This is a genomic window from Saccharothrix sp. 6-C (assembly GCF_016695385.1).
In the GTDB taxonomy this organism is placed as follows: Bacteria; Actinomycetota; Actinomycetes; order Mycobacteriales; family Pseudonocardiaceae; genus Actinosynnema; species Actinosynnema texasense.
This window is the reverse complement of sequence record NZ_CP064192.1, coordinates 6,471,288-6,495,138: the sequence shown is the minus strand read 5'-3', so window position 1 is coordinate 6,495,138 and position 23,851 is coordinate 6,471,288. Positions and strand designations below refer to the sequence as shown.

General features: G+C 66.4%; 16 protein-coding genes and 1 pseudogene. 9 read left to right on the top strand and 8 right to left on the bottom strand.

Features of this window, described 5'->3' with window-relative positions; translation table 11 throughout:
* Positions 1 to 5: 5 nt before the first annotated feature.
* From IOD16_RS27250 to IOD16_RS27240, 3 genes are all read right to left on the bottom strand, one after another.
* Positions 6 to 1,154 carry a lanthionine synthetase C family protein gene (locus IOD16_RS27250; RefSeq protein WP_201436648.1) on the bottom strand — a complete coding sequence of 383 codons (1,149 nt, stop codon included), beginning with the start codon at positions 1,152 to 1,154 and terminating at the stop codon, positions 6 to 8.
* Positions 1,151 to 4,135 carry a lantibiotic dehydratase gene (locus IOD16_RS27245; protein WP_201436647.1) on the bottom strand — a complete coding sequence of 995 codons (2,985 nt, stop codon included), beginning with the start codon at positions 4,133 to 4,135 and terminating at the stop codon, positions 1,151 to 1,153. The genes IOD16_RS27250 and IOD16_RS27245 overlap by 4 nt, the downstream gene beginning before the upstream one ends.
* Before the next feature lie 68 nt (positions 4,136 to 4,203).
* Positions 4,204 to 4,356 carry an FxLD family lanthipeptide gene (locus tag IOD16_RS27240; RefSeq protein ID WP_201436646.1) on the bottom strand — a complete coding sequence of 51 codons (153 nt, stop codon included), beginning with the start codon at positions 4,354 to 4,356 and terminating at the stop codon, positions 4,204 to 4,206.
* Positions 4,357 to 4,472: 116 nt separating this feature from the next.
* Here IOD16_RS27240 and IOD16_RS27235 point away from each other — a divergent pair, with 116 nt between their 5' ends.
* The 3 genes from IOD16_RS27235 to IOD16_RS27225 all read left to right on the top strand — a co-directional run bounded on the left by IOD16_RS27235 (position 4,473) and on the right by IOD16_RS27225 (position 6,927).
* On the top strand, positions 4,473 to 4,700 hold the full coding sequence (locus tag IOD16_RS27235) for a hypothetical protein (protein WP_201436645.1): 228 nt from the start codon (positions 4,473 to 4,475) through the stop codon (positions 4,698 to 4,700).
* Between the two features lie 556 nt (positions 4,701 to 5,256).
* Entirely contained in the window at positions 5,257 to 6,483 is a 1,227-nt protein-coding gene (locus IOD16_RS27230) for a helix-turn-helix domain-containing protein (protein ID WP_201436644.1), read from the top strand.
* A 63-nt stretch (positions 6,484 to 6,546) separates the two neighbouring features.
* Positions 6,547 to 6,927 carry a hypothetical protein gene (locus IOD16_RS27225; protein ID WP_201436643.1) on the top strand — a complete coding sequence of 127 codons (381 nt, stop codon included), beginning with the start codon at positions 6,547 to 6,549 and terminating at the stop codon, positions 6,925 to 6,927.
* A gap of 118 nt (positions 6,928 to 7,045) precedes the next feature.
* On the opposite strand, the gene IOD16_RS27220 is transcribed toward IOD16_RS27225, so the two are convergent.
* A complete protein-coding gene (locus tag IOD16_RS27220) occupies positions 7,046 to 8,932 on the bottom strand; it encodes a DNA cytosine methyltransferase (protein ID WP_201436642.1) in 1,887 nt (628 codons plus the stop codon).
* Positions 8,933 to 9,753: 821 nt separating this feature from the next.
* Here IOD16_RS27220 and IOD16_RS27215 point away from each other — a divergent pair.
* Genes IOD16_RS27215 through IOD16_RS27195 form a run of 5 tightly spaced genes read left to right on the top strand, consistent with a single transcriptional unit; the run spans position 9,754 to position 18,674 of the window.
* Positions 9,754 to 11,247: an ATP-binding protein gene (locus IOD16_RS27215; protein WP_201436641.1), complete on the top strand. Its 1,494-nt coding sequence runs from the start codon at positions 9,754 to 9,756 to the stop codon at positions 11,245 to 11,247.
* The gene (locus IOD16_RS27210) at positions 11,244 to 14,078 is read left to right on the top strand and encodes a Z1 domain-containing protein (protein ID WP_201436640.1); all 2,835 of its coding nucleotides are present in this window, start codon (positions 11,244 to 11,246) and stop codon (positions 14,076 to 14,078) included. Before IOD16_RS27215 ends, IOD16_RS27210 begins: the two co-directional genes overlap by 4 nt.
* Positions 14,075 to 15,088, top strand: coding sequence for a PD-(D/E)XK motif protein (locus tag IOD16_RS27205; protein ID WP_201436639.1), 1,014 nt, complete (start codon positions 14,075 to 14,077; stop codon positions 15,086 to 15,088). The genes IOD16_RS27210 and IOD16_RS27205 overlap by 4 nt, the downstream gene beginning before the upstream one ends.
* Entirely contained in the window at positions 15,085 to 17,112 is a 2,028-nt protein-coding gene (locus tag IOD16_RS27200; RefSeq protein ID WP_201436638.1) for an AIPR family protein, read from the top strand. Before IOD16_RS27205 ends, IOD16_RS27200 begins: the two co-directional genes overlap by 4 nt.
* Entirely contained in the window at positions 17,112 to 18,674 is a 1,563-nt protein-coding gene (locus IOD16_RS27195; protein WP_201436637.1) for a hypothetical protein, read from the top strand. Before IOD16_RS27200 ends, IOD16_RS27195 begins: the two co-directional genes overlap by 1 nt.
* A 475-nt stretch (positions 18,675 to 19,149) precedes the next feature.
* Here the strand turns inward: IOD16_RS27195 and IOD16_RS27190 are convergent, their stop codons facing one another.
* The 3 genes from IOD16_RS27190 to IOD16_RS27180 form a co-directional block, all read right to left on the bottom strand.
* Positions 19,150 to 20,043, bottom strand: coding sequence for a hypothetical protein (locus IOD16_RS27190; protein ID WP_201436636.1), 894 nt, complete (start codon positions 20,041 to 20,043; stop codon positions 19,150 to 19,152).
* A gap of 256 nt (positions 20,044 to 20,299) precedes the next feature.
* The gene (locus tag IOD16_RS27185) at positions 20,300 to 20,926 is read right to left on the bottom strand and encodes a helix-turn-helix domain-containing protein (protein ID WP_201436635.1); all 627 of its coding nucleotides are present in this window, start codon (positions 20,924 to 20,926) and stop codon (positions 20,300 to 20,302) included.
* Positions 20,927 to 21,071: 145 nt separating this feature from the next.
* A complete protein-coding gene (locus IOD16_RS27180) occupies positions 21,072 to 21,749 on the bottom strand; it encodes an MBL fold metallo-hydrolase (protein ID WP_201436634.1) in 678 nt (225 codons plus the stop codon).
* A gap of 116 nt (positions 21,750 to 21,865) precedes the next feature.
* Between IOD16_RS27180 and IOD16_RS40655 the strand changes: the two are divergent.
* Positions 21,866 to 22,804: pseudogene (locus tag IOD16_RS40655) on the top strand (acyltransferase family protein); the annotation flags it as partial.
* Positions 22,805 to 22,905: 101 nt separating this feature from the next.
* On the opposite strand, the gene IOD16_RS27175 reads toward IOD16_RS40655, so the two are convergent.
* Positions 22,906 to 23,700 carry a maleylpyruvate isomerase family mycothiol-dependent enzyme gene (locus IOD16_RS27175; protein WP_201436633.1) on the bottom strand — a complete coding sequence of 265 codons (795 nt, stop codon included), beginning with the start codon at positions 23,698 to 23,700 and terminating at the stop codon, positions 22,906 to 22,908.
* Between the last annotated feature and the right edge of the window lie 151 nt (positions 23,701 to 23,851).

Genomic DNA, 23,851 nt, shown 5'->3' with positions numbered 1-23,851 from the left:
CATGGTCAACCGTCCAGCAGCAGGCAGGCGTCCCATCGCGTGATGGGCGTCGTGTCGGTGGTCGCGGCACGCTGTGCCAGCCGGACACCGGCTTCCCCGTTCAGCAGCCCGTGCGGAGGCGGCGGGTGGTGGAGCAGGTGCTCTGTCAGCCGCTCGGCGAGCCGCGGAACGTGGGCGCGCACCTGTTCATCGTGCTCTCCCACCCGCCAGGCAGTGTGCAGCACCCCGGCCCACCCGTGGCACAGCGACACATCGCTGAGCTGGGCTAATTGGGCTTCGTCAGTCAGGCACCAGGCCAGTGCCCGCTGGGCGAAGCGCTGCCGGCGGATGTCGCCGAGGGCGAGTGCGGCCAGTTGTTGTGCGCGGGTGATGCCGGGGGTGCCGTAACACCAAGACGGGCGGTGCGGGCCAGCCGATCGTAGGGCACCGGTGAGGTGTTCGGTTCGAGTGATCGCTCCGGGCCACCACAACCGGTGCCCGCTCCCGCGACGCCAGTGGTCCAGCCAGCGGCAGATGCGGTCCACCGCCTCGGCGTGACCGGGTACGACAACCCCGCGCCGCATCGCCAGCGCCAGGAGCGTCAACGGTCCGGCGATGCCGTGCGCGACGCCGAGGTTGCCGTGTCCGCCCGCCCAGTCGGGGCCGGGACCGGTTGGCCCGCTGGTGGCCCACCAGCCCGGCAGGCCATCGGGGCGTGGTTCGGTCAGACGCACCAGGTAGACGAGCACGTCCGCCAACTGCGCACCATGCCGCTCCGTGCTGCCGTGGCGACGCAGGAGGTACGCGCCGAGGCCGGTCAGCCCGGAGACGAGGTCGAACTCCCGCTTGGCGGGCAGCTCGCCGGAGTCGATCCGGCGGTGAGCGGCGTCCAAGCGGGCGCGGATGACCGCCTCGACATGCTCGTTCACTGCGGCCAGCGCACGGTGGTGGGTGGTTGCGGCGAGGGTGAACGCCACAGCCGGTGCGCCGTCGAACAGCGTGGCCTGGTGCGGGTGCGCCAGCACCGGTTCGGCGACCATCGCCGTCAGCCACTCCTCAGCGTCCTCGCCCAGCTCCAAGTGCAGCAGTGCCGTGCCCGCCGCACCGTCGGCCAGTGACTGCGCCCATCGGGCGCTCTTGACGTCGTGGACCTGTCCGCGTCTTTGTACTGTCATGCGATGTCTTGGGTGGTTCGCCAGGCTGCGGCGGCCTGCCGCGCCAACCGCAGACAGATCGCCTCGCGGTCACGGTTCACGCCCAGCGCGCGGTTGTGGTGCATGTGCAGCAGTGAGTGCAGCACGCGGTCGATGTCCACGCCGTCGGGCAGTGCTCGGCGGTACCGGGCGAGTGCGTCGGCGCGTTGTCGGTGAGCCTCGGAGACGGCGGACCATCCGGGAATGCCGGGCTGCCATCCGTCGCGGACCAACCGCGTGACCTCGTTGACCTCAGCGCGGTCGGGAGCAGCGGGAGTGGCCTGGGTGCTCAACCAGTCCGCGGCGGCGGCAGGGCCGCCGAGGAACGCAGCGGCCACGTCGAACATTGACAACCCGGTGAGCACGGCGGGGGCGACGGCGTCGGCAGTCAGGTGAGCGAGTTGGGCGAGCACCAGGTGGGAGTCTGCGGTGAAGACGTCCTCCGCCTCTTTTATGGCGATGTAGCGGCCGACCTCGGGGAAGTAGGTGTCGAACGCCAGTCGTCCGATCAGCCCTTCGGCGCGAAGTCGGTCACCCCATGAGGTGACCGCGATCAGTATCCGGTCGGTGTCACCTGGCTTGTCGCCGTGCGCGCGGACCCGCAGCCGCAGTTGATCGGGTTCCTCCCCTTCCCGGGCCTGCGGGTAGCGGACGAACCAGCACGCGCGGTCGCCGAGCGCGGCCAGCAGCGCGGGCAACTCGTGGACGAGCAGGTGATCCATCCGGCTCGCGGAGAGGTAGAGCTTGGCGTACAGCCAGGACGAGCCGGGCAGGTGGCCGTGTTCGCGGGTCAGGATCGGCAGCACCTCGACGGCCGGAGCGGGCTCAGGCACCCGCAAGGAGGTCAGCGGCAGCACCACGGTGTGCGGATGACCGGAAAGCCACCCGTCCGCATCCGGGTCGGCTGCTTCCAGCAGCACGGCCTCGGAGTGCTTGCGCAGGTGCCGGTAGAGGATCTTTCGATGTGCGGACACGTCGAAATCCAGCGGCAGCAACTGGTCGAAGTCGCGCAGCTCGACCCGTGCCGGGCAGCGCCACGTCGTCCGCCAGGAGTGCAGGGCTTGATCCCACTCAGCCGGATTCATCGGCAGATCGGTCTGCACAAGCCGCCACCGGGCCGCCGACAGGATGGCCCGCCCGTAGCGCACTCGCGGCCGGAAGGGCAGCGCGTCGGCCGCGCCCCAGTCGAACCCGATCCAGCCAACGTCCAGTGCGCGGGTCAGCTCGCCGACCAGCCGTGCCATCGCCGGTTGCTGCTTGGGTGCCAGGGCGTGCAGCACCTGCGGTTCGACGACGCGGCGACGAGAAAGGTCCACCAAGTGCAGGCGTCGGTGCGTTGCGGTGACCGCGAGGTCGTCAACGCGGATCGCCCCATCAGGGACGTGCTCGCCGATCGACACGACGTCCGGCAGGTACGCGGGCACCCGGCACACGTTCTCCGCAGCCGGGTAGATCGGGGAGAACGACAGTTGCACCGGCGCCGCGCCGGCGGTCGTGGTCGGCAACGCGGCGAAGATCGCTGCCAGCCCCGCCTCCGGCACCAGAGTGGTGAACCGTGAGGTGAGCGTCCCGGCGGCCCGTCCGGGCGACACCGTCAGCGTGAACTCGCCACGGTCCAGAGCGGCGGCATTGGCGGCGTGGATGCGCGCACCGAGGTCGACGTGCGGCGGAGGTGTCCCCCGCTCACCGCTGGCGGCAGCCAGCTTCTCCGCCAGCGCTTCGTCCAGCTCGACCTCTCGCTGTCCGAGGGCGGTCGCCTCGGCAGCCAAAGCCAGCAGCAGCTCGTCACGTGCCGAGACCACATGCCGGTGGGCCAGCCGCGGGCTGCCCGGATAGCCGCGGGGCAGGCCGATTCCGCCGTCTCGATCCATGACCATCCGCAGTGGTACGAGCGTGCCGGTGCCGTAGCGCTCGCAGAACGCGGCGAACCACTCTCGCCACTCGCGGCTGCCGGTGGTTTCACGGGTCAGCCGTGCCAGCACGCCGGCGGCGCGCTGCATCTCCCGGACCACCTGTTGCGGGAGCTGCACGTGAGCGTCGAGCCGGAGATCGACCGATAGCGGCACGCGCACCGAGTCCGCGACCTCACGCATCCGCGAAGCCAGGTCAACGCGGGCCTGCTCGCTTGGAGTGTGGTTGTGCTCGGTGATCGCGCGGTGAATCCGGTTCAGTTCCTCCGCCAAGGGGGCGATGGGCAACGAGTCGGCACCCGCGTCCCGCAGACGTTCGACCAGGAACGCCAGCGGGTTGGTGACCGTGCCCGTGGCGCGCAGCGAGGTCAACAGGAGACCGTTTCGCAGGAGGGACATCAGCATCGCCGAGGCGTCCCCGGCCTCCGGGAAGGCGTGGGCCAGCTTGTCCGAGAGGACACCGAAACCGATTGGCACGGCGGCCTCGTCCCGAACCATCGCCACCGCGGATGTCGCTCGGACGCTGACCTTGCGCGGGCCGGGCAGTTCCCACCGTCCGGCGCGCAGTTCCGCCGCGTCGTTGAGGGTGACATCCAGCCGCGCCACCAGCTCAGCACAGTCCTCCAGGCGTTGCACGACCCGGTGGAGCCAGCGCGTCTCCGCACGCACGACAGGACGATGACCCGTACCCCAGCGAGCGTCTGTCGAGGTTCCCACGGCCAGCGTGCTCACGCCGGCGAAGGTGCCGAACGGGGTCGGTCGGCCACGAGCGCGCAACACGTACCGGACGACGGACAGGGTGGCGCGTCGGACGTCCCGTGCTGCCACCGCGTCGCCCGACAGGATCGTCTCCACGCGGGTGGCAAGGACGGGGCTGGCGTGCCGGATCGCCGGGGCGATTCCGGGAAGGGGCCAGGCTTCGACCAACCACGAACGACAGTCCTGCTCGTCGTCAGGATCCGGCCAACGGCGGATGTCGATGACTTCAGCCGTTGCCCGGAGCAACCCGGTCCCGTGGTGTTGGTAGTGGACGAAACCCTTGTCAGCGCACATGTCTACGTCCTCCTCCCGGCATGGGGCCAGGCTTCGCACCCGGCCCCACGTCGCTCGTCGTCGTCAGATCACCGCTGTGAGTGGCAGGCGGAAAGCTCGCAGGTGTGCCCGCAGCCGTCGTCGGTCGCGCACGCCGCGTCTTCGACCCCCACCTGTTCGGTCTCGATCCGCACGTCCAGGTCGAAGGCGCCCACCGGGGCGTCCTGAAGAGCAGTTGTCACGTTGGTCTCCTTAGTTCGTTACACGCGCATCGCAAGCGTGATCTTGCGGTTGGCAGCAGAGGCCATTCGGGAAGGCGGCACGGTGGTGCAGCAACCTGGTGGTGATTGGTGTCGCCATGAGCGATGTCGAGGTTTCGGGTAGATCAGCCCTCGCCGGCGGAAGGTGGAATGCGGGGGAGACGTCGGGTGTCGGCGTTGTGCAGGACATGACCGGCGATACGGACACGACCTTCGAACGGTGGCCTCACCGCTCGATGTCGGCCGCCTTGGACTTCGTCGTCGGTCCGGTCGCCGCGTGGAGATCGCTCGCGCTGATCACCTCCTTCTTCAGGCTGGCAGGGTGACGGCAGCGAGTCGTGGTCCTGCTTCCCAGAGCCGGTGCGGCAGCGCAGCTCCGCCACATGCGTTTGAACATCCGCGGTGCGGCGCCGGGTCAGCCGCCGGTGGTTCCGCCAGGCACGCAACCCGTAGATCAAGCTGGCCCCGGCGGCCAGCGCCAGCAGCAACAGGCCCAGCAGCGTGAGCGCGGTGGCGACCCACATGACGTCCTCGCAGTCGTGATCGGTGGGGTCCTGCCGTGCTGACCGGTGTCCGCACGGCCAGCACGGCAGACGTTCGAAGACACGTCCGGCGTCCGGTTGCAGGGAGACGGCCGACGACCTGGTCGTCGTGCGCCAGCACCAGCGGCAACCGCGCTGCTCGCTTCGCCCGGAGGCTCATGCGGGATGCTCCGTTCCACCTGGTCCGCTGGACGCCATGTCCGCTGGAGCCAGCTAACGACCGTTCAGGTCGAATCGGGAGCTTGTGTGCGCTGCGTGCGCACGGTGTGCCGATTCCGGGCAGCCTCTTGACCCAATTGGGTCTGGTGGAGTACAGGCGGGACACGTGAGGATCACGGAGATGTCGGATCCATCCCCTGGGGACGTCCTGCGCGCCGAGCGCCAGAGGCGCCGCCTCACCTTGGCGCAAGCTGGCAAGCTGCTGGGCTACTCCGGCTCGGCGCTGTCCCGCATCGAACGCGGCCGTCCGGTGGACACCGACACGTTGCGGCGGCTGGCCGACCGCTACGGCATCCACCCTCAGCGACTGGGACTCGCTACCGTAGGGCCAGCAGACCCTCTGAATGGCGGTGATGACGTGCTGCGTCGAGAACTGCTGGCCGGGGTGCTCGGTGTCGCCGGGGCCGCGTTGCTCGGCCTGCCCGACGCCCACGCCCAGTCCACGACAACCGGACCCGTGACCGTCGACGAGCTGCGTCGCCTGGTCGACCGCATACAAGCCGACTACCTGGCCTGCCGGTACTCCCAGTTGGCCGCTGGCCTGCCGCAGGTAATCCGCCACGCGCAGGCTACGCGCGCCGCCGTGGACGCCGAACAACGTGGCGAAGTGGACGCGCTGATGGCCACCGCCTACCGGCACGCCACCTGGCTGGCGCTGCGGCTGGGCGAGGACGGACTGGCCACTGGTCTGTCTGACCAGGCACTCTCGGCTGCCCGCGCGTCCGGGAACCTGCTGGTGGAGGCCGAAGCCGCTCAGATGGGTGCGGTCGTGCTGCGCCGGTTCGAGCAGCCTGACAAGGCCCAGCATCTGGTCGTGGACACCGCAGGCAAACTGCATTCCGATGCCGGCCTGGCCAGCTCTGGGTACGGCGCGGCCTACGCGATGCTGCTGGAGACCGGCGCGTACACCGCCGCCATCGCCGGCCGCCGTGACACCGCCTTGGAGTTGCACGCAGAGGCGACCACCGCGGCCCGTACCACCCGGACGGCGTTGCCCACCGCACTCACCCCGTCGGCGGTGGACGCCCGCTACCTGGGGTTGTACGAGATCAGTGTGCACCGCAAGCTCGGCGACTACGGCACCGCCATCGAGGCGGCCCGCGCCATCCGTCCCGGCACGATCACCGTCACCGAGCGGCTGGTGCGCTATTGGGAGGACGTTGCCCTGACCTTCGGCGCCTGGGGCAAGCGAGAACAGGCATTCCACGCTCTGCTCGCCGCCGAACGCGCCGCCCCGCAGGAAATCAGGCTGCGCCCGTGGGCGCACCGCTTGACCCGGCAACTGCGCTCTTCCGGGCCGTCGCTGCCGGGCTTGCGCGAGTTCGCCGTCCGTGCTGGCGTCGCCTGATCACCAGCCTGACGCCATCGAGCCGACCGTAATCGTCACCGTCAGGATCCAAGGAGAACGCGCGTGCCCGCGAGCAACACCGAAGGTGGAAGGATCTTCCGGGAGGCGTGGATCGCCGGGGTCCGCAAGCACTACCCGGGCGAGCCGAAACCCGGCTACGTCGCCGCCTGGGAGGACACCCCCGACTGGGAACGCGCCTCCGCCGCCGCGGTCTACTCGCAGGTCCTGGCTTTTCTCACCATCACCGCTGGTCAAGCCGCCAAGCTGACTCGTACCCAGAAGGGCCAGTTCATCGCCGCCTGCTGGACCGGCCAGATCCACCGGCACTTTTCTGACCCCAAGCCTTCCTACGTTGCCAACTGGGACGAGTTGCCCGCCTGGCAGCAGGAGACCGACGCAGACATCTTCGAGCGCATCGAACAGGACCATGTGGCTGGCGATTGAATCGTAGGCATCGTCCCGGATGTCGGACACCAGACCCACTTGGACCCTGGTGGTCCGGGTGGACGGGAGCCGGCTGGCCGTCGCGGACCACCTGCGCGCCGAACCAGAGCGGTGGCGGCTAGAACAGGGTCTGCACAGCGCGCTCACTTGAGCTGCCGACGCACTGCTGCCTGAGTGGGCAGTCGCCGCATACCGTGCTGGGTGCCTTGCATACCGTACTACCGAGCAGACGGAGCGCCGCCGCGCGCAGCGGCGCGTCCGGGCCAGCTCCGACCAGTCTTGCCAGATCGACACGGCCGTCGCTCAGCCTGTTCGTCCTGTCCGAGCCACTGCCCGCTACCCGTGCCGCAACCCTGAGAGTCGCCTGGTTCGCAAGGAGTACGTCCTCGCCTACCAGGAGTCGGAAGGTTCGCTCTTCCGCTGCCTTCATGGCCAGGTGCTCGATCAGCGCTTCTGGATCCGTCCATAGCTTGCGCTTGGGCAGCAACGGCCGGAATCGCTCCAGCACCTGACGCCCTGCCTGCGTCGGGAGTTCGTGTTGCATCTGGTCGAGCTCCGCCTTCGTCAGCCGTGTACGGCCTCGGATCGTGGCAAGCGCTCGGTCGGTGCCTCTTGGAGCGTTGGACCGACTCATCAGAAGCGCTGCGACGGCGGCCACGGCCGGCGTGACACCTTGACCGGGCAACGCATGCCAACTAGGGCCGCGCTGCTGTTGCTTTGCCCAACTGGTAAGCGCCTGCCTTGCCTCAATCCAGCGCGAAACTTCCCCCAGCCGCTCTTCGGAACGTTCGTGCGTCGGTACCGGGCGGAGCGCAGCTGCCGCGGCGCGTCCTAGGAGCGGAGGGACGGCGTTGCCGATTTGGCGAAATGCGTCACTGCGAGTGCCCGCGAAGCGGAAGCGATCGGGGAAGGTCTGGACTCGGGCGGCTTCGCGGACTGTGAGAGTTCTGAGTTCCTGTGGGTGAATGTACCAGTAGCCGTCCTTGGCGATGTGGGCGGTGATGGAGCGACTTACTGACTCCCAGTCGAGCTTCTTGTACTTGTCGTCGAACGTCTCCGCCGAGTAACGCCTCAAATCCTCAGGAAGGTCGGCGTACAGGGTGGAGGCGTCCATCATTCCAAAGATCGTGCGATCGTCGTCACGTACCGGCCTCGTCATGTGGTCCCACACGACACCGTTCCGTGCACCGACTCGCATCGTCTCGGCGAAGGCAGACAGACGTCGGGGCTTGCTGTAGGGAAGCTCGCGACCGCCGGTGGTGTCGCCGAGTTCAGGGAGGTCACCGATCGCGTCGCGCAGCGTTGGCTGCTTGCTCTGCTCGGCTGGCCAAGCGAATTCCTCTACATCAAGTCGAGCTAGAACTATGAGACGCTTCCGATGCTGGGGAACGCCGTAACGCCAGGCATCGACCAGCCGGAACTCGGTGTAGTAACCGCTGCGTTCCAGTGCATCAACCATGGTCCGCACCACGGCGAAGTCGTCACCGAGGGCCATGTCCGGAACGTTTTCCATCAAGACGGCCCGAGGCCGTACAGCTAGCGCGACATCGAGGAACGCCTGCCACAGCTCACGCCGGTGGTCGTGTTCCTCACGGTGCCCGGCGACCACCAAGCTGCGGATCTTGCTGCGACCGGCGCGGCTGAACGGTTGACAAGGCGGTCCGCCCGCGAGGAGATCGATCTCGGTCCTGCTTAGTAGCTCGACCAGCTCCTGACGCTGTGAGGGCTCGCCGAGGTCGAGATCCAGCACCAACCCCGGGAAGTTGTGACTGTGTGTCTGCACGGCCTTCTCGTCGTTGTCGACGGAAACCGCGACGGTCCAGCCAGCCTCCTCCAGCCCGAGGCTCAGCCCGCCGGCACCGGAGAACAGGTCGACGGCGAGCCGCTGTCCAGCGGCCAGCTTCTGCGCGCACCACTGCTCGAAAGTGTGCTCGGTGCAGCCGTCAGGGTGGCGGGCAAGTCGTAGATCGTCGCTGCGTTGCAGCTTGACCCCGTAGATGGACACCCGCCCGTACCTTTCCCCCGAACATCTGCGTCAACGAGCACCAGGAGAACACAGACGTCGTCCTGGATCAACAACGTCCATGATCTCCGGTGCCGAGTCGCCGTCCGTCACCGGGGCCGATGGACGACTGTAACGATAGCGGTGGGGTCCGACGATTCCTGGCCAGGACCGCTCGCGGCCAGTGTAACGGTTCGGCAACAGTCGGTCGGTGTGCTGAGCTGGGTTATCACTCTTTGTGCTGGTGACGCCCACGGGCAGATGGTACGTACGGACCTGTAGGACCTCCTTACGCTGGTCGTTTGACCCGGGGAAGCTTGGTGCGTCGGTGGCTCGGTCGAGCCGAGCAGACGCGGACGGGGGTGTAGTGGCTGGTGGCGGGTTGAGATGAACAACGCCTACTACGAGATCGTCAACCCGCATCCGGTCGGGGGCCCAGCTTCACTGAGCTGGTTCGCAGCGCTTGCTGCGGAGTGGAACGTCGACGTCCGAAGGCCCTACGGCGCCGCCGATCGCGGCTCGTGGTCACCTCCGCAGGATCAGTGTCGCCGCCTGCGGCCTTGCGGAGGAGACACTCCAGGCTCGTGGGCGAAACACCGCATGCTCCCGCGACGTGGGCTGCCTTTGTATCTGGACGATGACTCGCGACAAGAGGCAGCTGAACTGCGGGGTGGACCCCGAGCACCCACCCGTGCGACAGGTGCTTCCTGGAGGGTGGACAGCAGCGCAAACCCGCCGCCTCTTGCCAGGCTGTCGGCCGAGACGGGGCCCGTGGTCGTGCTACGGATCATGCATGAAGCGGAAACCGTTGACGTGGCGGAAACGTGACTGGCTACGAGATCGTCGAACCCCGCGCAGAATCGTTGGTGGAGTCGCTTCGCGCGTTCGGGTACGCCACCGAGACCGCAATCGCGGACCTGGTTGACAACAGCATCACCGCCAAGGCCACGACGATCGACGTCCGCCTGCGATGGGCTGGCAACGAGTCCTGGATTGCGATCGTCGACGATGGTCTCGGGATGGACGGCGAAAGGCTCCGAGAGGCGATGCGGCCGGGCACCACCAGCCCTTCGACGCCGAGAAAGGCGAGTGATCTCGGGCGGTTCGGACTCGGACTCAAGACAGCGTCATTCTCGCAGTGCCGGCGGCTGGTCGTCATGTCGGTGACAGTGACATCGTCGTTGGCGGCTCGGACGTGGGATCTCGACCATGTCGTCCGCGTCGGTGGCTGGCAGCTGCTGACGGAGCTGACAACCGAGGACCGGCGACTGTGGGAGGAGCTACACGGTGACAAGCCGGGAACGGTGGTGCTGTGGCGACAGCTGGACCGTCTTGTTGTCTCACCAGATCCGCAGAATGTGCAGGCAGAGAAACACTTTTACACCATCGCTGACCGGGTTGCCAAGCATCTCGGGATGACCTTCCATCGGTACATCACGGGTCCCGGGCAGATCACGATCCGGGTGAACGGCCGGAACGTCGTGCCGTGGGACCCGTTCCTGGAGTCCCACGAGACGACCCAGGTGGTCACGGACGAGTCATTGCCGTACCGGAGCGAGCTGATCAAGGTGAAGTCCTTCGTCCTGCCGCATGTGAGCAGGATGACGTCTCGGGACCACATCATCGCTGGCGGCCCTCGTGGCTGGGCATCCCAGCAGGGGTTCTACATCTACCGGAACCGACGGTTGATCGTGTCCGGAAGCTGGCTCGGGCTCGGATTCCGGCGGGAGGAGCTGACCTCACTGGCCCGGATCCGCCTCGACCTGCCCAACCACATGGACTCAGACTGGCAGATCGACGTCCGCAAGTCGGTGGCCCGGGCACCGGGCGCACTCGTCCCAGAGTTGCGGCGGATCGCAGAGGTCGTTCGGCTGCGGTCGGCGAATGTCTACCGACACCGCGGCAAGGTACTTCAGCGTGCCAGTCAAGGTGACGTGGTCCAAGCCTGGCTGCAGGTTGTGCGGGGAACAAAGATCGCCTATCAGATCAATCGTGAGCACCCGCTTGTGGCCGCGTTGCTCACGACTGCGGGCGGCGGCGACGTCGAGGCCATGATCAGGCTGCTGGAGGAGACTGTTCCGGTTCCGCTGATCATCCTCAACCATGCGGACGGACCGGGCCGGCAAGCGGCACCGTTCGAGGAGACCGCGCCGGACGCGGTCCGGTCGGTGCTGACTGATGTCGCCCGAGCGATGAGACGCACAGGGACATCCGGCAAGGAAATTGTAGGTCGGCTGCTGACAATGGAACCGTTCTCTGACTTTCCCGACCTCGTCAGAGAGGTCTGCACACGCGAACTCGGTCAGGAGATGGCATGAACCCCGACCACCGCAAGGCGATGGAGATCGCCCTGACGTTGCTTGATTACGAGGACGACGTCACGGCCAGCGTTGTCGCACGGGCGGTCGACCAGGCGTTGCGTGCCATAGGGCAGGCAAACGTCGACGTCGACAAGCTGCGGAGGGACGTGGAGAGCCGGTGCAATGTCTGGCTTCCGACCGAACAGGTCCTCAACGGTCATGAGGACCATGTGCCCTGGCTGGACGTCGCCAGGGGCGAAATCGAGTGGAACTTTTGGGACCGGTATCGGCGGTATCTGGGCCGGAAGGGTTGGGCGCCAGCTCAGATCCGCAGCATCGACCAGGTTACCGACCGGATTCTAGGCTCGTTCGAGAAACCAGACCGGCCTGGCAGGTGGGACCGTCGTGGAATGGTTGTCGGCCAAGTGCAGTCCGGCAAGACCGCCAACTACACAGGCGTCATTTGCAAGGCCGCAGACGCCGGTTATCGCCTGATCGTTGTGTTGGCCGGTCTGCACAACAGTCTGCGCAGCCAGACTCAGCACCGCTTGGACATGGAGTTCCTCGGGTTCGACACCAGGAGCAACCGCAGCTACGACCAGACCAATGCCAAGGTCGGGGTCGGGCAGATGAAGGGGAAGTTCCTCCACGTCCACTCGTTGACCAGCAGCGATGAGAAGGGCGATTTTCAGGTCAAGGTCGCCAGGCAGGTCTGGCTCAATGCGGGTGGCAGTGACCCGGTCATTCTGGTGGTCAAGAAGAACGCCTCTGTATTGCGGAACTTGCACTTGTGGGCCACCCGGCTGAATCAGGAGCTTGACCCGGAGACTGGTCAGCAGACTGTACGGAACGTTCCATTGCTGGTGATCGACGACGAGGCGGATAACGCCTCGGTCAACACCAAGGCCCGGCCGACGGACGAGAACGGACAGCCGATCGATGACTACGACCCAACGAAGATCAACGGTCTGATCCGGAAACTACTGAGGACGTTCGAAAAATCAGCTTACCTCGCTTACACTGCCACGCCGTTTGCAAACATATTCATCGACGCCGACGAGAAGACCGACAAGTACGGCGAGGACCTGTTTCCGCGCAGCTTCATAATCAATCTCCGGCCACCGAGCAACTACGTCGGCGTGAACACCGTTTTCGGGCTGGACAGCGATGTGAACTCGGGCATCGAGGGGCAGCCTGGTCTGCCGATCATCAGTACGTTCGACGACCACGAGATGTGGCTCCCGAATAAGCACAAAAAAGACACTGTCCCAGGCAGACTGCCGGCATCGCTGCTAACCGCGATCAACGCGTTCCTCCTCGCCACAGCCGCACGTCGGGTTCGCGGTCACGAAGATCACAACTCGATGCTCGTGCACGTCACCCGCTTTACCGACGTGCAAGCGCTCGTCCGCCGGGCTCTGCATGAGCATGTGGACCTGATGCGCCAGCGCGTGTGGCACGGTGACCCCACCAGTCCCGACTCCCCGTGGCCCGCGTTGGAGTCTTTGTGGCGAACCGATTTCGTACCGACCACCGAAGCCCTGCTGCGGATCCCTGATCTGACTTCGGAGGTCGGTGCGGTGATCGACTGGGCACAGATCCGCGATGCGCTTCCAGGCGTGCTCGACGATGTCGAACTGCGCGTGCTCAACGGGAAGTCCGAGGATGCCCTGACCTACAGCGAGGCCGACCGACCGCTGACCCTGATCGCGATCGGTGGAGACAAGCTCTCCCGTGGTCTGACCCTCGAAGGGCTGACAGTCAGCTACTACCTCCGCGCATCGAAGATGTACGACACGCTGATGCAGATGGGCCGCTGGTTCGGTTATCGACCCGGTTACCTTGACCTGTGCCGCCTATACACGACCGACGAACTCGCCGGGTGGTACCGCGACATCGCGCTGGCCAACGAGGAGCTGCTACGCGAGTTCGAGTACATGGCAGCTCTCGGGAAGACGCCACAGGAGTATGGGCTTCGGGTCCGCGCACATCCAGACGGGCTGATGATCACTGCCAGAACAAAGATGCGTAACGGTACCGACGTTGACATCACATTCTCGCAGACTATCAGTGAGTCAATCACGTTCGAGACGGACGAGGATGTGCTTCGCAACAACCTGGCCGCCACTGAACGCCTCGTCAACGCCATGGGTGTCCCGAAGTCCCGCCAGGGCGATCTCGGCAATATCAAGTGGGAAGGCGTGCCCGCGCCTGACGTCCTTGACTTCCTGGATGAGTACCAGGCCTCCGATGTTGCGACAAAGGCGCAGCCGCGGGCATTGGCGGAGTACGTCAGGACTTTGCTGACTACGAAAAAACCGGAACTCACGACGTGGACGGTGGTACTCGTTTCGGTCTCCGGCAAAGACAAGAAGACGTTCAAGATCGGCGATCTCGAGGTCGGGCTCGCGCAACGCGGCCTCTTCCTGTCCAAGGAAGGCCTGTACGCCGACGACGAGTACAAAGCTGGCCTTCGAGCCGGACGTGACCGCTACGTGATCCGTCGGCTCGTCTCGCCGGGGGACGAGAAACTGGACCTCTCCGAAGACGAGGGCGACCGGGCTCTTGAACTTACCAAGCAGGCTTGGCAGCTAGACCCGAAGACTAGGACATCTGCGCCGAGCGTGCCGGGTGGACTCTTCATCCGTGAGGTCCGCCCACCGAGTCGCGGACTGTTGTTGCTGTATCCGCTCATGCCCGACGCCTGGATGCATCCTGACCTGCCGCCCGTAGGGTTCGCCCTTAGCTTCCCGAGGAGCCGAACCGCAAAGACCATCAAGTACCGGGTGACGAACCTGTGGTGGGATCAGGAGTTCGGCAGCCAGGACTCCGACGAGGAGCAGTCATGACCGCGGTGCCGTCCACCACCGATCTTGAGGAGCTCTGGGGCGAGCTGCACGACACGCAGAGTGGTGCGGTGTCGGCTGGTCGACGGGTTCGGCGAGTGCTGGCAGATAGTCCGCACCACTGTTTCGTCGGCGTGGAGTATCCGGCCGCCCGGCGAGTCTTCTCAGTGGCCACCGACAATGTTCCGGCCAATGCGACCAACGGGCTGCTTGTCACGTCAGGCGTGGTGGTCGAGCGAGGAAGCCTCCCAGACCATGGCGCCACGTTGGACCTCGTACTGCGTGCAGGTACTTACACGGACATCTTCACGGCGTTGGTGGCCGATCTGCTCGTGAGGCTCGCACAGGTCACTGCGGAACCAGGCGGCGTGGTTGTGAACCGATTGGGTGAGTGGCAGCGGATGCTCGCTGGTGTCAGTCCCGACGGGCTGTCACGGGAGCAGCAGCGTGGGCTGTTCGGTGAGCTGCACACCTTGTCCGACCTGTTCCTGCCGAGATTCGGCTCGAACGCGGTGTACGCATGGACCGGTCCCGACCAGCAGTTACAGGACTTCCAGTTCGAGCAGGGCAGCGTGGAGGTCAAGACCGCGACCGGACACGACGCCAACCGGATAAGGGTCAGCAGCGAACGACAGCTCGACGACGCTGGCCCCGGAGCGTTGTTCTTGGTAACGCTGGCGCTCGATGTGCGACAAGGTGGACGTGGAGTGTCCCTTCCCGAACTCGTTCGCCAAGTGCGCAAGCAGGCCTCCAACCTCGGTGTCGCTGGCGAGCTGGAGCAGCGCCTGGTACGTGCTGGCTATCTGGACACGCAGAGCCGGCTGTATGAGGACCGGCGATACGCGCTGCGGGGTCGGACAGTCCACCGGGTCACTGAGGGCTTTCCCCGGATCACCGAACAAACCAGGCCGGTCGGGGTGTCTGACATCGTGTACACGGTCGACCTGCTTGCCGCCGTCCGGTTCCTCGTCAACGTCGAAGACATGATCGCCGTACTGGAAATGAAGGCATGACTGACACAGACATCGACCAGTTCGCCGAGTCGCTCCAGCAGGACCTGCTCACAGAGGCCGGTGTGCCGGGCGCGGAGCGGAGCATCCGCGACGTTTTCCTTGAACGGATGGTTGGTGAGCTTGCCGATGTCGCCGAACTGGAGGGCGGAGAGGCATGTTTTCACCAAGCTCGCGGTGAGGAGGTCTCCGGCTACAACATCAGCGGCGATGGCGAGACGCTCGACCTGTTCGGCGTCATACTGAGGCAAGTAGTGCCGCCCGCACCCGTAGGCAAGACGGACATCGAGACTTGTCTCCGACGGTTGCGGGGCTTCCTGGAGAAGGTGTCGCGGACTGGTGCAGCCGGGCTTGAGGTGGCGTCACCAGTGTTCGACATGGCGCAGAGCATCAGCCAAGCGTTGCCGGAACTCACCCGTGTTCGGTTCTGGGTCTTCACCGATGGTGTGGTCGCTACGAGGAAGGACGTGACGACGCCGGAGTTCGGTGATGTGCCGACGTCGGTCCAGGTCTGGGACGTAGTGCGGTTGCACCGACTGGTGACCTCCGGTCGGCAGCAGGAGCCCATCCACATTGACTTCGTTAATTGGTTCGGTGCGCCAGTCCCCTGCCTTCCCACTGACCTCGACGAGCAGGGATGCCACACCATGCTAGCCATCGTGCCCGGCGCCGTGTTGAAGGAAATCTACGCGACGTACTCCGCCCGTCTGCTTGAACTCAACGTACGGTCGTTCCTGCAGGCACGAGGCAAAGTCAACCAAGGCATCCGGGACACGATCCTCAACGAGCCGCACCGGTTCCTCGCCTACAACAACGGTATCTCCGCAACCGCATCCGCCGTCGACGTAATCAAAACGCGCGAGGGCGGCAGTGCCATCGCTAGCCTGAAAGACCTGCAGATCGTCAACGGTGGGCAGACCACCGCGTCGCTCTACCACGCGGCAGTCAAGCACAAGGCGACACTGGACGGGATACACGTCCAGATGAAGCTAACCGTCGTTCCGCCAGACCAGCTCACCGAGCTGGTCCCACTGATCTCCCGCTATGCCAACAGTCAGAACAAGGTGCAAGAGGCGGACTTCAGCACCAATCACCCCTTCCACGTCGACATCGAACGCCTCTCTCGCTCGGTATGGGCGCCAGCCACGAACGGCACCCACAAGCAGACCCGATGGTTTTACGAACGGGCACGCGGCCAGTACCAGGATGAGGTGGCCAGGACGGGTACGCCGGCCAGGCAGAAGGCGTTCAAGGAGACCCACCCGCCAGCGCAGAAGTTCATCAAGACCGACCTGGCGAAATTCGAACTCGCCTGGGACGAGGTTCCGCACGCCGTCAGCCTCGGTGGTCAAAAGTGCTTCGCCGAGTTCGCACTGCGGCTCGCGCAACGTCCGGAGCAAAACCAGAAACCGGATCGACGGTACTTCGAGCATCTTGTAGCGAAGGCGATCCTATTTCGACACACCGACAAGATAGTCGCCAAGACGTTCCGTGAGAACGGCTTGGAGGGTTACAAGGCGCAGGTCGTCGCCTACGCTGTTTCCTTGATCAGTAACCGTACGAGCCGACGCCTCGACCTCGACGTAATCTGGCGCACACAACAGTTGCCGGAAGAGCTACGCAGCGAGATCCCCGCGCTGGCTCGGCTGCTTCGGTCGTTCTTCGACCGAGCGCCTGGCAACATCAGCGAATGGGCGAAGAAGCCAGCATGCTGGGAGAAGGCGCGCGCCCTACCGTGGAAGCTCAGCGGGGCAACTGTCGCCCAGCTCACCGCGAAGGACTCACCTCATATCGTTGCGTCCACTATCAGCGTCGAAGACCTACTCCTCGTGCCATGGTCGGATTTGGCTGACTGGGCCAGCAAGTATGACAAACTTACCCCTGTTGACAGGCGTATCGCCTCCGGCACCTCAGCACTGCTGAGTGCAGGAAAGACGCCAACTGGCAAGCAGATCGATCACCTCAGAAGGATCTATGACGCCGCCTTGAACAACGGCTTCGCCCCGGCCGGGAACACGGATTCCTGATGACCGGCACCAACGCTGTCCAGGAACCAGATCGGCCAGGCCTCCAAGCCGACCTGGCAAGGGTGCACGGCAAGCTCGCCGAATTGACCTTCGACGACTCCGAACCGCTGGAGACGACGGTCATCAGAATCCTGTCTGAAGCGGATAGGGTGATTCACCGCGAACGGCGTCCCTGTCGACCGGCTATCATCAACGGCTTGGCGGCACGGTATGGACTGCTAGGGCAACCACCCTCCACTTTGGAGAAGGCGGGACTCGCCATGGGGGTAACTCGCGAACGCGCCCGCCAGATCCAGAAGCAGCATGAGGCTCTATACGGGCTGCACCTGTGGTGGCCGCAGCTCGACGCCGCGTTGGAGCTTGTGAAGAGGCTGGCGCCCTGTGCGGATTTTGTGTTGGCTGACGAACTGATCCGCAGAGGTATCACCACCATCCGGTATAGCCTGGACAGCCTGCGCGCGTGCGCCGAGTTCGCCGGACGACCGTTCGACCTGGAGGTGAAGGACGGAGTCGTCACAGACGATCCCGACACCCTCACTGCCGTGTACCGGGCAACTCGCAGGCTTGCTGAACGACAGGGCCTCGCCACGCTACTTCAGGTCAGTGACGAGGCACTCGATTCCGGTGTCGTCGTCACCGAGGACGATGTCAGAGCACTATTGGCAGCGTCGGAGTCGGTTGTGTGGCTCAACGAGGACCACGTCACCTGGGCGTCCTCAGCGCGTAACCGCTTGGTCAACACACTCCGCACTCTTCTGTCCGTGCATCAGCCTGTCGATCTATCCAGCGCACGGCAGGCGGTCGAAAACTTCTGGGCCTACCGCAATTCCGGTCACACCGCAGACCAGGCAGATCTGGTGGCACCGACCATCACCGGACTGCGGGCATTCTGCGAATGGCACGAACAGTTTGCGCTCGACGGCAACGAGATTAGCGCGACGGTCCCGCTGGATGCTAATACGGAACTCGGTGTCGAGGCGGCGCTTCTCGTCGAGCTGATCAGGATGTCGCCGAACGGTGTCCTGGACCGAACTAGCCTGATGGAGACCGCCGAGGCGTTCGGCATGAATCTTAGTACGGTCGGCTTGTATCTGACCTTCCATCCCGCCTTCGTGCAGTTGGACCGAAACGTATGGACGGTCCGCGGTACGCAGGTTGCCTCGGACATGGTTGCGACCGTCCAGAGACAGGCGCGGGCACGCTCTCTGACGGAGAACCGAGACTTCCGCGCTGGTGTAACGTCAAACGATTGCCCATGGGTTATGATGGCCGTGACGTCCAACTTCAGGCTGACGGGGGTGCTGCTGCGTCGGTGGCTTCCGGCTGGCACCCCATCCACCAGGTTCGAGCTGATCGACGGACGAGGCGAGCCCTGTGGTACCGCCGCGTACAACAACGAGACGGGATTCACGCACGGCTTCGGCATCTACGTCCGGCGGTTCGGCCTGCAAGTCGGTGAGTACGTGTACATCTGCGCTGATCCCGACGAAGAAACGGCCAGGATTGTCCATGGAGGCAGCGACGAAGTCAGGCGTCTGGTGCAGACGAACCTAGTCGACTGACGCGTGGCCACGGTGATGCAGACGTCACAACCGGGTGTCCGCACTGAGCCTTTCATCCTACGGCGATGTCGTAGTTTGAAGGACGTGGATGGCTTTGGCCATTCGGTCGACGTGGTTGGGGCAGCACCGTGGTCTTTATAGCTGTCGGTGCCAATCATGACCGTGTTTGTACCTTCTGGCGTGGGTCGGGCGGGTCGGCACATGCTGTGCCGACCCACGCCACCCAGCTCAACTCGGCCGTCGAGACGAGGCCGTGCTCGTCGTCGGTCAACTCGTCGGCCAGCAGCGCCAAGACCTCCGGTGGCTCCGCAGCCCTTGGGGCTATGGGCGTCATCGTCGACGGGTGCGCGAGTACTCAGTGTCGGTGATCAGCTCGCCGTCCAGCACGTCTGGCTGTCCGAGCGGGCGGCTGAAGCAGGGGAGGGACTGACGATCAATTCGCCACCGATGGGCCGGTCCTTCGTCCGTGGCTCGGTCACTCCGTTCCCTTCGTGCGAAGGGCGTCGCGGACTTCACGTGCGGCATCGGTGCCGCATCCCAAGGCCTCGCGCAGGCGGGTGGCCGACGGGTCCGCAGGCAGTTGTCCGTCGGTGATCAGTCGGCGAGCGCGCCTCACCAGTAGAGCGGTACGCATGTCGGTAGCCCGCCCCGGCTTGGGTGCATCTCCGGGGACGTTGTGCTTGTACTCCGGGGTGGTAGCGGCTACCGGTAGGCCGTGGTCGAGGTCGGAGAAGGCGGTCCAGATGACCGGCATGACGGCGACAGCGCCGATGGCGACCAGAGGGCCGATCGCGTGGGCGAGTAGCTGCATTGCGTCGAACCGGTCGGCCTGCCACGGGGTGTAGGGCCAGATGTTGAGCGTGAGCGTGACGGCCAGCGCGCCGAACTCCACGACGCTCAGGTGCCGGTGCGTCAGCGTCCGGCCCCGTGTCGCGAGGTAAGCCTTGGCCGCCACCACGACCAGCAGCACGGCGGAGATAACCGGCTCGACCGCCCACGCGCCCCACCACGCCGCGTTCCGCTCGGCCATGCTCCGGGTCAGCGTGTAGTGCACTCCCGTGGTGGACCAGCCCAGCGCGCCGACGAGTGCCGCCAACGCGACGGCGGTCAGGACGAGCCGCGCTCGTGCGGCCTGCCACGCCCGCGCCGCCGGGTTCTGTGCGAGGGCGTGCAGCCGAGCAGCCTCAGCGGCCCGCTTACGGGTCCGCCGCACACGGTCGGTATCCACGAGCAACGGCGCTGTGTCGGCTTGCAACGCCAGCAGCGCGTGCGCCTCGGCGACCTCGGACCGCAGGTCGCGAACCCGCTTCGACTCCGCTGGCTCGACGGCCCGCGCATGGCCGGCTATGTACTTCTCCAGCTCGGTCACAGTGCGCTCCACGTCGTCGTCGCTCGGTTCGGGCATCGGAGGTGCCGTATTCATCGCCGCACCCCGCAGTCGTTTCCGGGGCAGTCGGTGATGTGCCAGGTGCGACGTCCAGCGGCACTCCGCCCGGACAAGAAGTTGGTCGCGTCACGCAGCCGCTCTGCGGTGGCCTGGTCATCCAGGCAGTACGGCGCCGAAGTCCACCCATTCGGGTGAAATATGGTGGCTGGCTCCCGGTAGACGAGGTGGACGCGCCCACTCATCGCGCACCTCCCAGCCGCTGCGGCGCGCAGCGCGGGCATGGCGTGGACCGAGTGCGGTCTTCGTCGGCCCAGATCACACGGGCGGAGATCGGGTCACCCGGACGGGCGTCGCACTGCCCACACTCCGGCGACACCGCCGAGCGCCCACCGGGCGCGCTCGGCGCGGGACGGTTCCCTGGACGGTTAAAGGACGGTTCGGGCGTCGTGCTGACGCCCCGCTTGGTCGCTCCTGACACCCCGTTCGTGCGCTGGCGACGCCCCGTCCTGGTCAGCGGGGTGCCATCCTGGCGCTCCGTTGGCTGACCTGTGGACAACCGCGCGGACAGGACCAGGTTGTAGACCTGCGGGCGCCAGTCGGCCCGCTCGATCCGGGCATCCCGTACGCGGGTGTTGCCCTTGCGGATCAGGCCCAGGTCTTCCAGCGACCGCAGCGAGCGCTGAACGGTCCGGCGGGACAGGCGGGTGTAGGTGGTCATCAGGTCCACCGACGGGAAGGCGTCGGTGCCGTCCGGGCCGGCGTGGTTGGCGAGTGCGATCAAGGTGATCGCCAGCGTCGACGCGTCCTTGCGGTCGGTGGGGATGGGGGCGTGGTTGAGCGCCCAGTTGATCGCTTCGATGCTCACGACAGCACCGCCTGCAAGCTGTGGACCTGGCACGATGTGCGCACGGTCGGACCTCCAGCGTCCGATCAAGGCCCCGTCGCGCTGCGCCAACAGCAGACGGGGCCGCCTGATAAGTCAGGCGGCCCCGTCCGGGAGGTCCATCAGCTCACCAGCCGCGCAAACGCCACTCGCCGAGCTTGGGACGCTCTGCTCCGAGCGTGGAATCATCCCCGTGACCGGGATAGAACCAGGTGTCATCGGGTAGTTCCCCGAAGACCCGGGTCTCCAAGTCGTCCATCAGGCTCTTGAAGTCCTCCGGGCTTGTTGTCCGTCCAGGACCGCCGGGGAACAGCGAGTCCCCGGTGAAGAGGTGGGCGTGGCCGGTCGGGTCGCGGTACAGCAGGGCGATCGAGCCCGGCGTGTGGCCGCGCAGGTGGATCACCGTCAAGGGGACCTCGCCGACGTTCACCACGTCGCCGTGCCCGACCAGCACGTCCGGCGGGATGGGCAGCACGTCCGCGTCCGCCGCGTGCGCGATGGTGTTGGAGCCGTTCGCGCCCGCGACCGCGCCGAGCGCCCCCCAGTGGTCCTGGTGGCGGTGGGTGGTGACGACCGTCTTCAACCTCGGCCGGTCCACCTCGTGGCCGACCACGTCCGACAGCCGCTCCGGGTCGGCCGCCGCGTCGATCAGCAGACCCTCGTTCGTCGCGCGGCAGACCAGCAGGTACGCGTTGTTGTCCATCGGGCCGACGGAGACCTTGGTGATGGTCAGCGCGTCGAGGGTGCGCCGAGCCGCCGGTCCGCCCGGTGACACGTGCCCCGTGTAGTCCTCTAGTACGTCCACAATGGCCGACCGTATCCGACCGGGCACCCTTCAGGGTCCCCACAGGTCGACCCCATAGGGTTGGTAACGGTCACCGTCGCCCCTCCGATTTCGTCTGATTAGGGTCCTTCTTCCTCGTGCCTACCAAACGTCGGATCAACTGGGACGTCCTGCGCATCCTCGCCGTGCTGTGCGTGCTCCTGCAGCACGCCACCCGCGTCGGCCCGGCCAACCACCCCGAGCTCGGCCGCCCGGCCTTCGTGTTCGGCTTCGAGTTCGGCGCCAGCACGCTCGTGGTGATCTCCGCCTTCTTCGCCTGCGCCTCCCTGGCCAAGGGCGAACCCGGCCGCTTCCTGCGCAACCGCCTGGCCCGACTGCTGCCCGCCTACCTGGTCGCCGTCGTCTGCACCTACACCGTGCTGCGCCACTTCACCCCGGACGGCTGGAGCGAGCTCGAACCGCGCGACCTGCTCGTCAACGTCCTCATGCTGCAGAGCTGGTTCCCCGAGGCACGCCTGGTCGACGTGGCCTACTGGACGCTCCCGATCCAGATCACCGGGTTCGTCGCGGGCGCCCTGCTGGCGTCGCGCATCCGCGGCCGGGCGGTCAAGGCGCTGCTCTGGACCCTCGTCGTGGTCCCCCTGGTCATCAGGGACTGGACCGCCGACCCCGGCCTGGTCCACGTCCTCTACAACGGTCTGGGCGCGCAACGGGCGCAGCTGTTCGCCATCGGCATCGCCATCTGGCTGTGGTCCAAGGGACGGCTCGGCGACCGGCACCTGTTCGCCCTGCTCACGGCCGCCCTGTTGGCGCAGGCCGGGCACAGCGGCGACCTCGGGTCGACCATCGGGTTCGGCGTCCTGCTGATCGGCGTGTGCGCCGCGGCGGGCGGCCCGGACTGGGACGTCGCGCCCGTGCGCCTGCTCTCCCGACCGATCAAGTGGCTGGCGGGCATCTCATACGGCGTGTACCTGGTGCACCAGGAACTCGGCTACGTCGTGATGGCCGAGGTCGCGCCCTACGGCGGGCCGTGGACCCAGCTCGCGTTCTTCACCGCCTCGGCCGTGTTCCTCGGCTGGCTGTTGACCAAGTTCGTGGAACGCCCGGCGCACCGGGCGCTGACCGCGAGCAGGCCGACCCTGGCCGGCCTGCTGCTCACCGCCCGCCTGCACGCCGCTCAGAGCCACTTGGGCAGCGTCGGCGCCGTCCCGTTCAGCCGGGCGCCGCTGTGGCGCCCGGTCAGCCACGCCAGCACGTCCGCCGCCGCGCCGCCCACCGCGGGCGAGGTCGCGCCGTCCGCCGCGGTCAACGCCCAGCTGCGCTGACCGCCGTTCGGGAACACCGCCTCCACCAGCACCGACGGCGTGTCGGCCCGGTCGGCGTACTGGCCGACGGCGTCCTCCAGGAAGTGCTCCAGCAGCTCCGGCGGCAGGTCGTCGAACCCGACGCCCCCGTCGAGGTCGACCAGGTGGAACCACACCTCCCGCAGCCGCAGCCACGGCACCCGGTGCGCCAGGAACGGACCCGACTTCGGGTGCGCGACCTCCGCCTCCCACGCCGTGGCCGGCAGCTCCCGGGCGGCCACGGCGAACCGCTGGCACGCCGCGTCCAGGTCGGCCCGCAGCAGCTGCGGCAACCGGCCAGCGCCCTCGGCGATGTCGGCGTCGCGGTCGGCCGCGCTCGGGTACATCTGGTGCTCGACGCCCGTCTTCGCCCACGTGAGCAGGTTCACCAGGGCGTCGGCGTTGCGCGCGATGTGCGTCACCACGTGCGCCCGGCTCCACCCCGGCAGCAGGCTCGGACCGCGCAACGCGGAGAGGTCCAAAGCCGCCACGACCTCGTACAACACGCCTGTCGCCCGGTCGACCTCGGCGAGCCCGGCGACCGCGTCCTGGACCGCGGCCGACTGCTCGCGGGGCGCGGGTACGCTCGTCTGGGCGGATCGGACCTGGGCGGCATCAGCGAAGCTCATGGGCACCTCATCCCGGCGTTTGCGGCCGAACGGCCTATCACCCCAGCGTAGGGGCGTTCACTACCGACCGGTAGAGCCGTTGGCGCACGATCGGGGGAGTGTGCCCGTCACGAATTGTCGGTACCCGGTCCTAGTAGGACTTCGTTAGGTC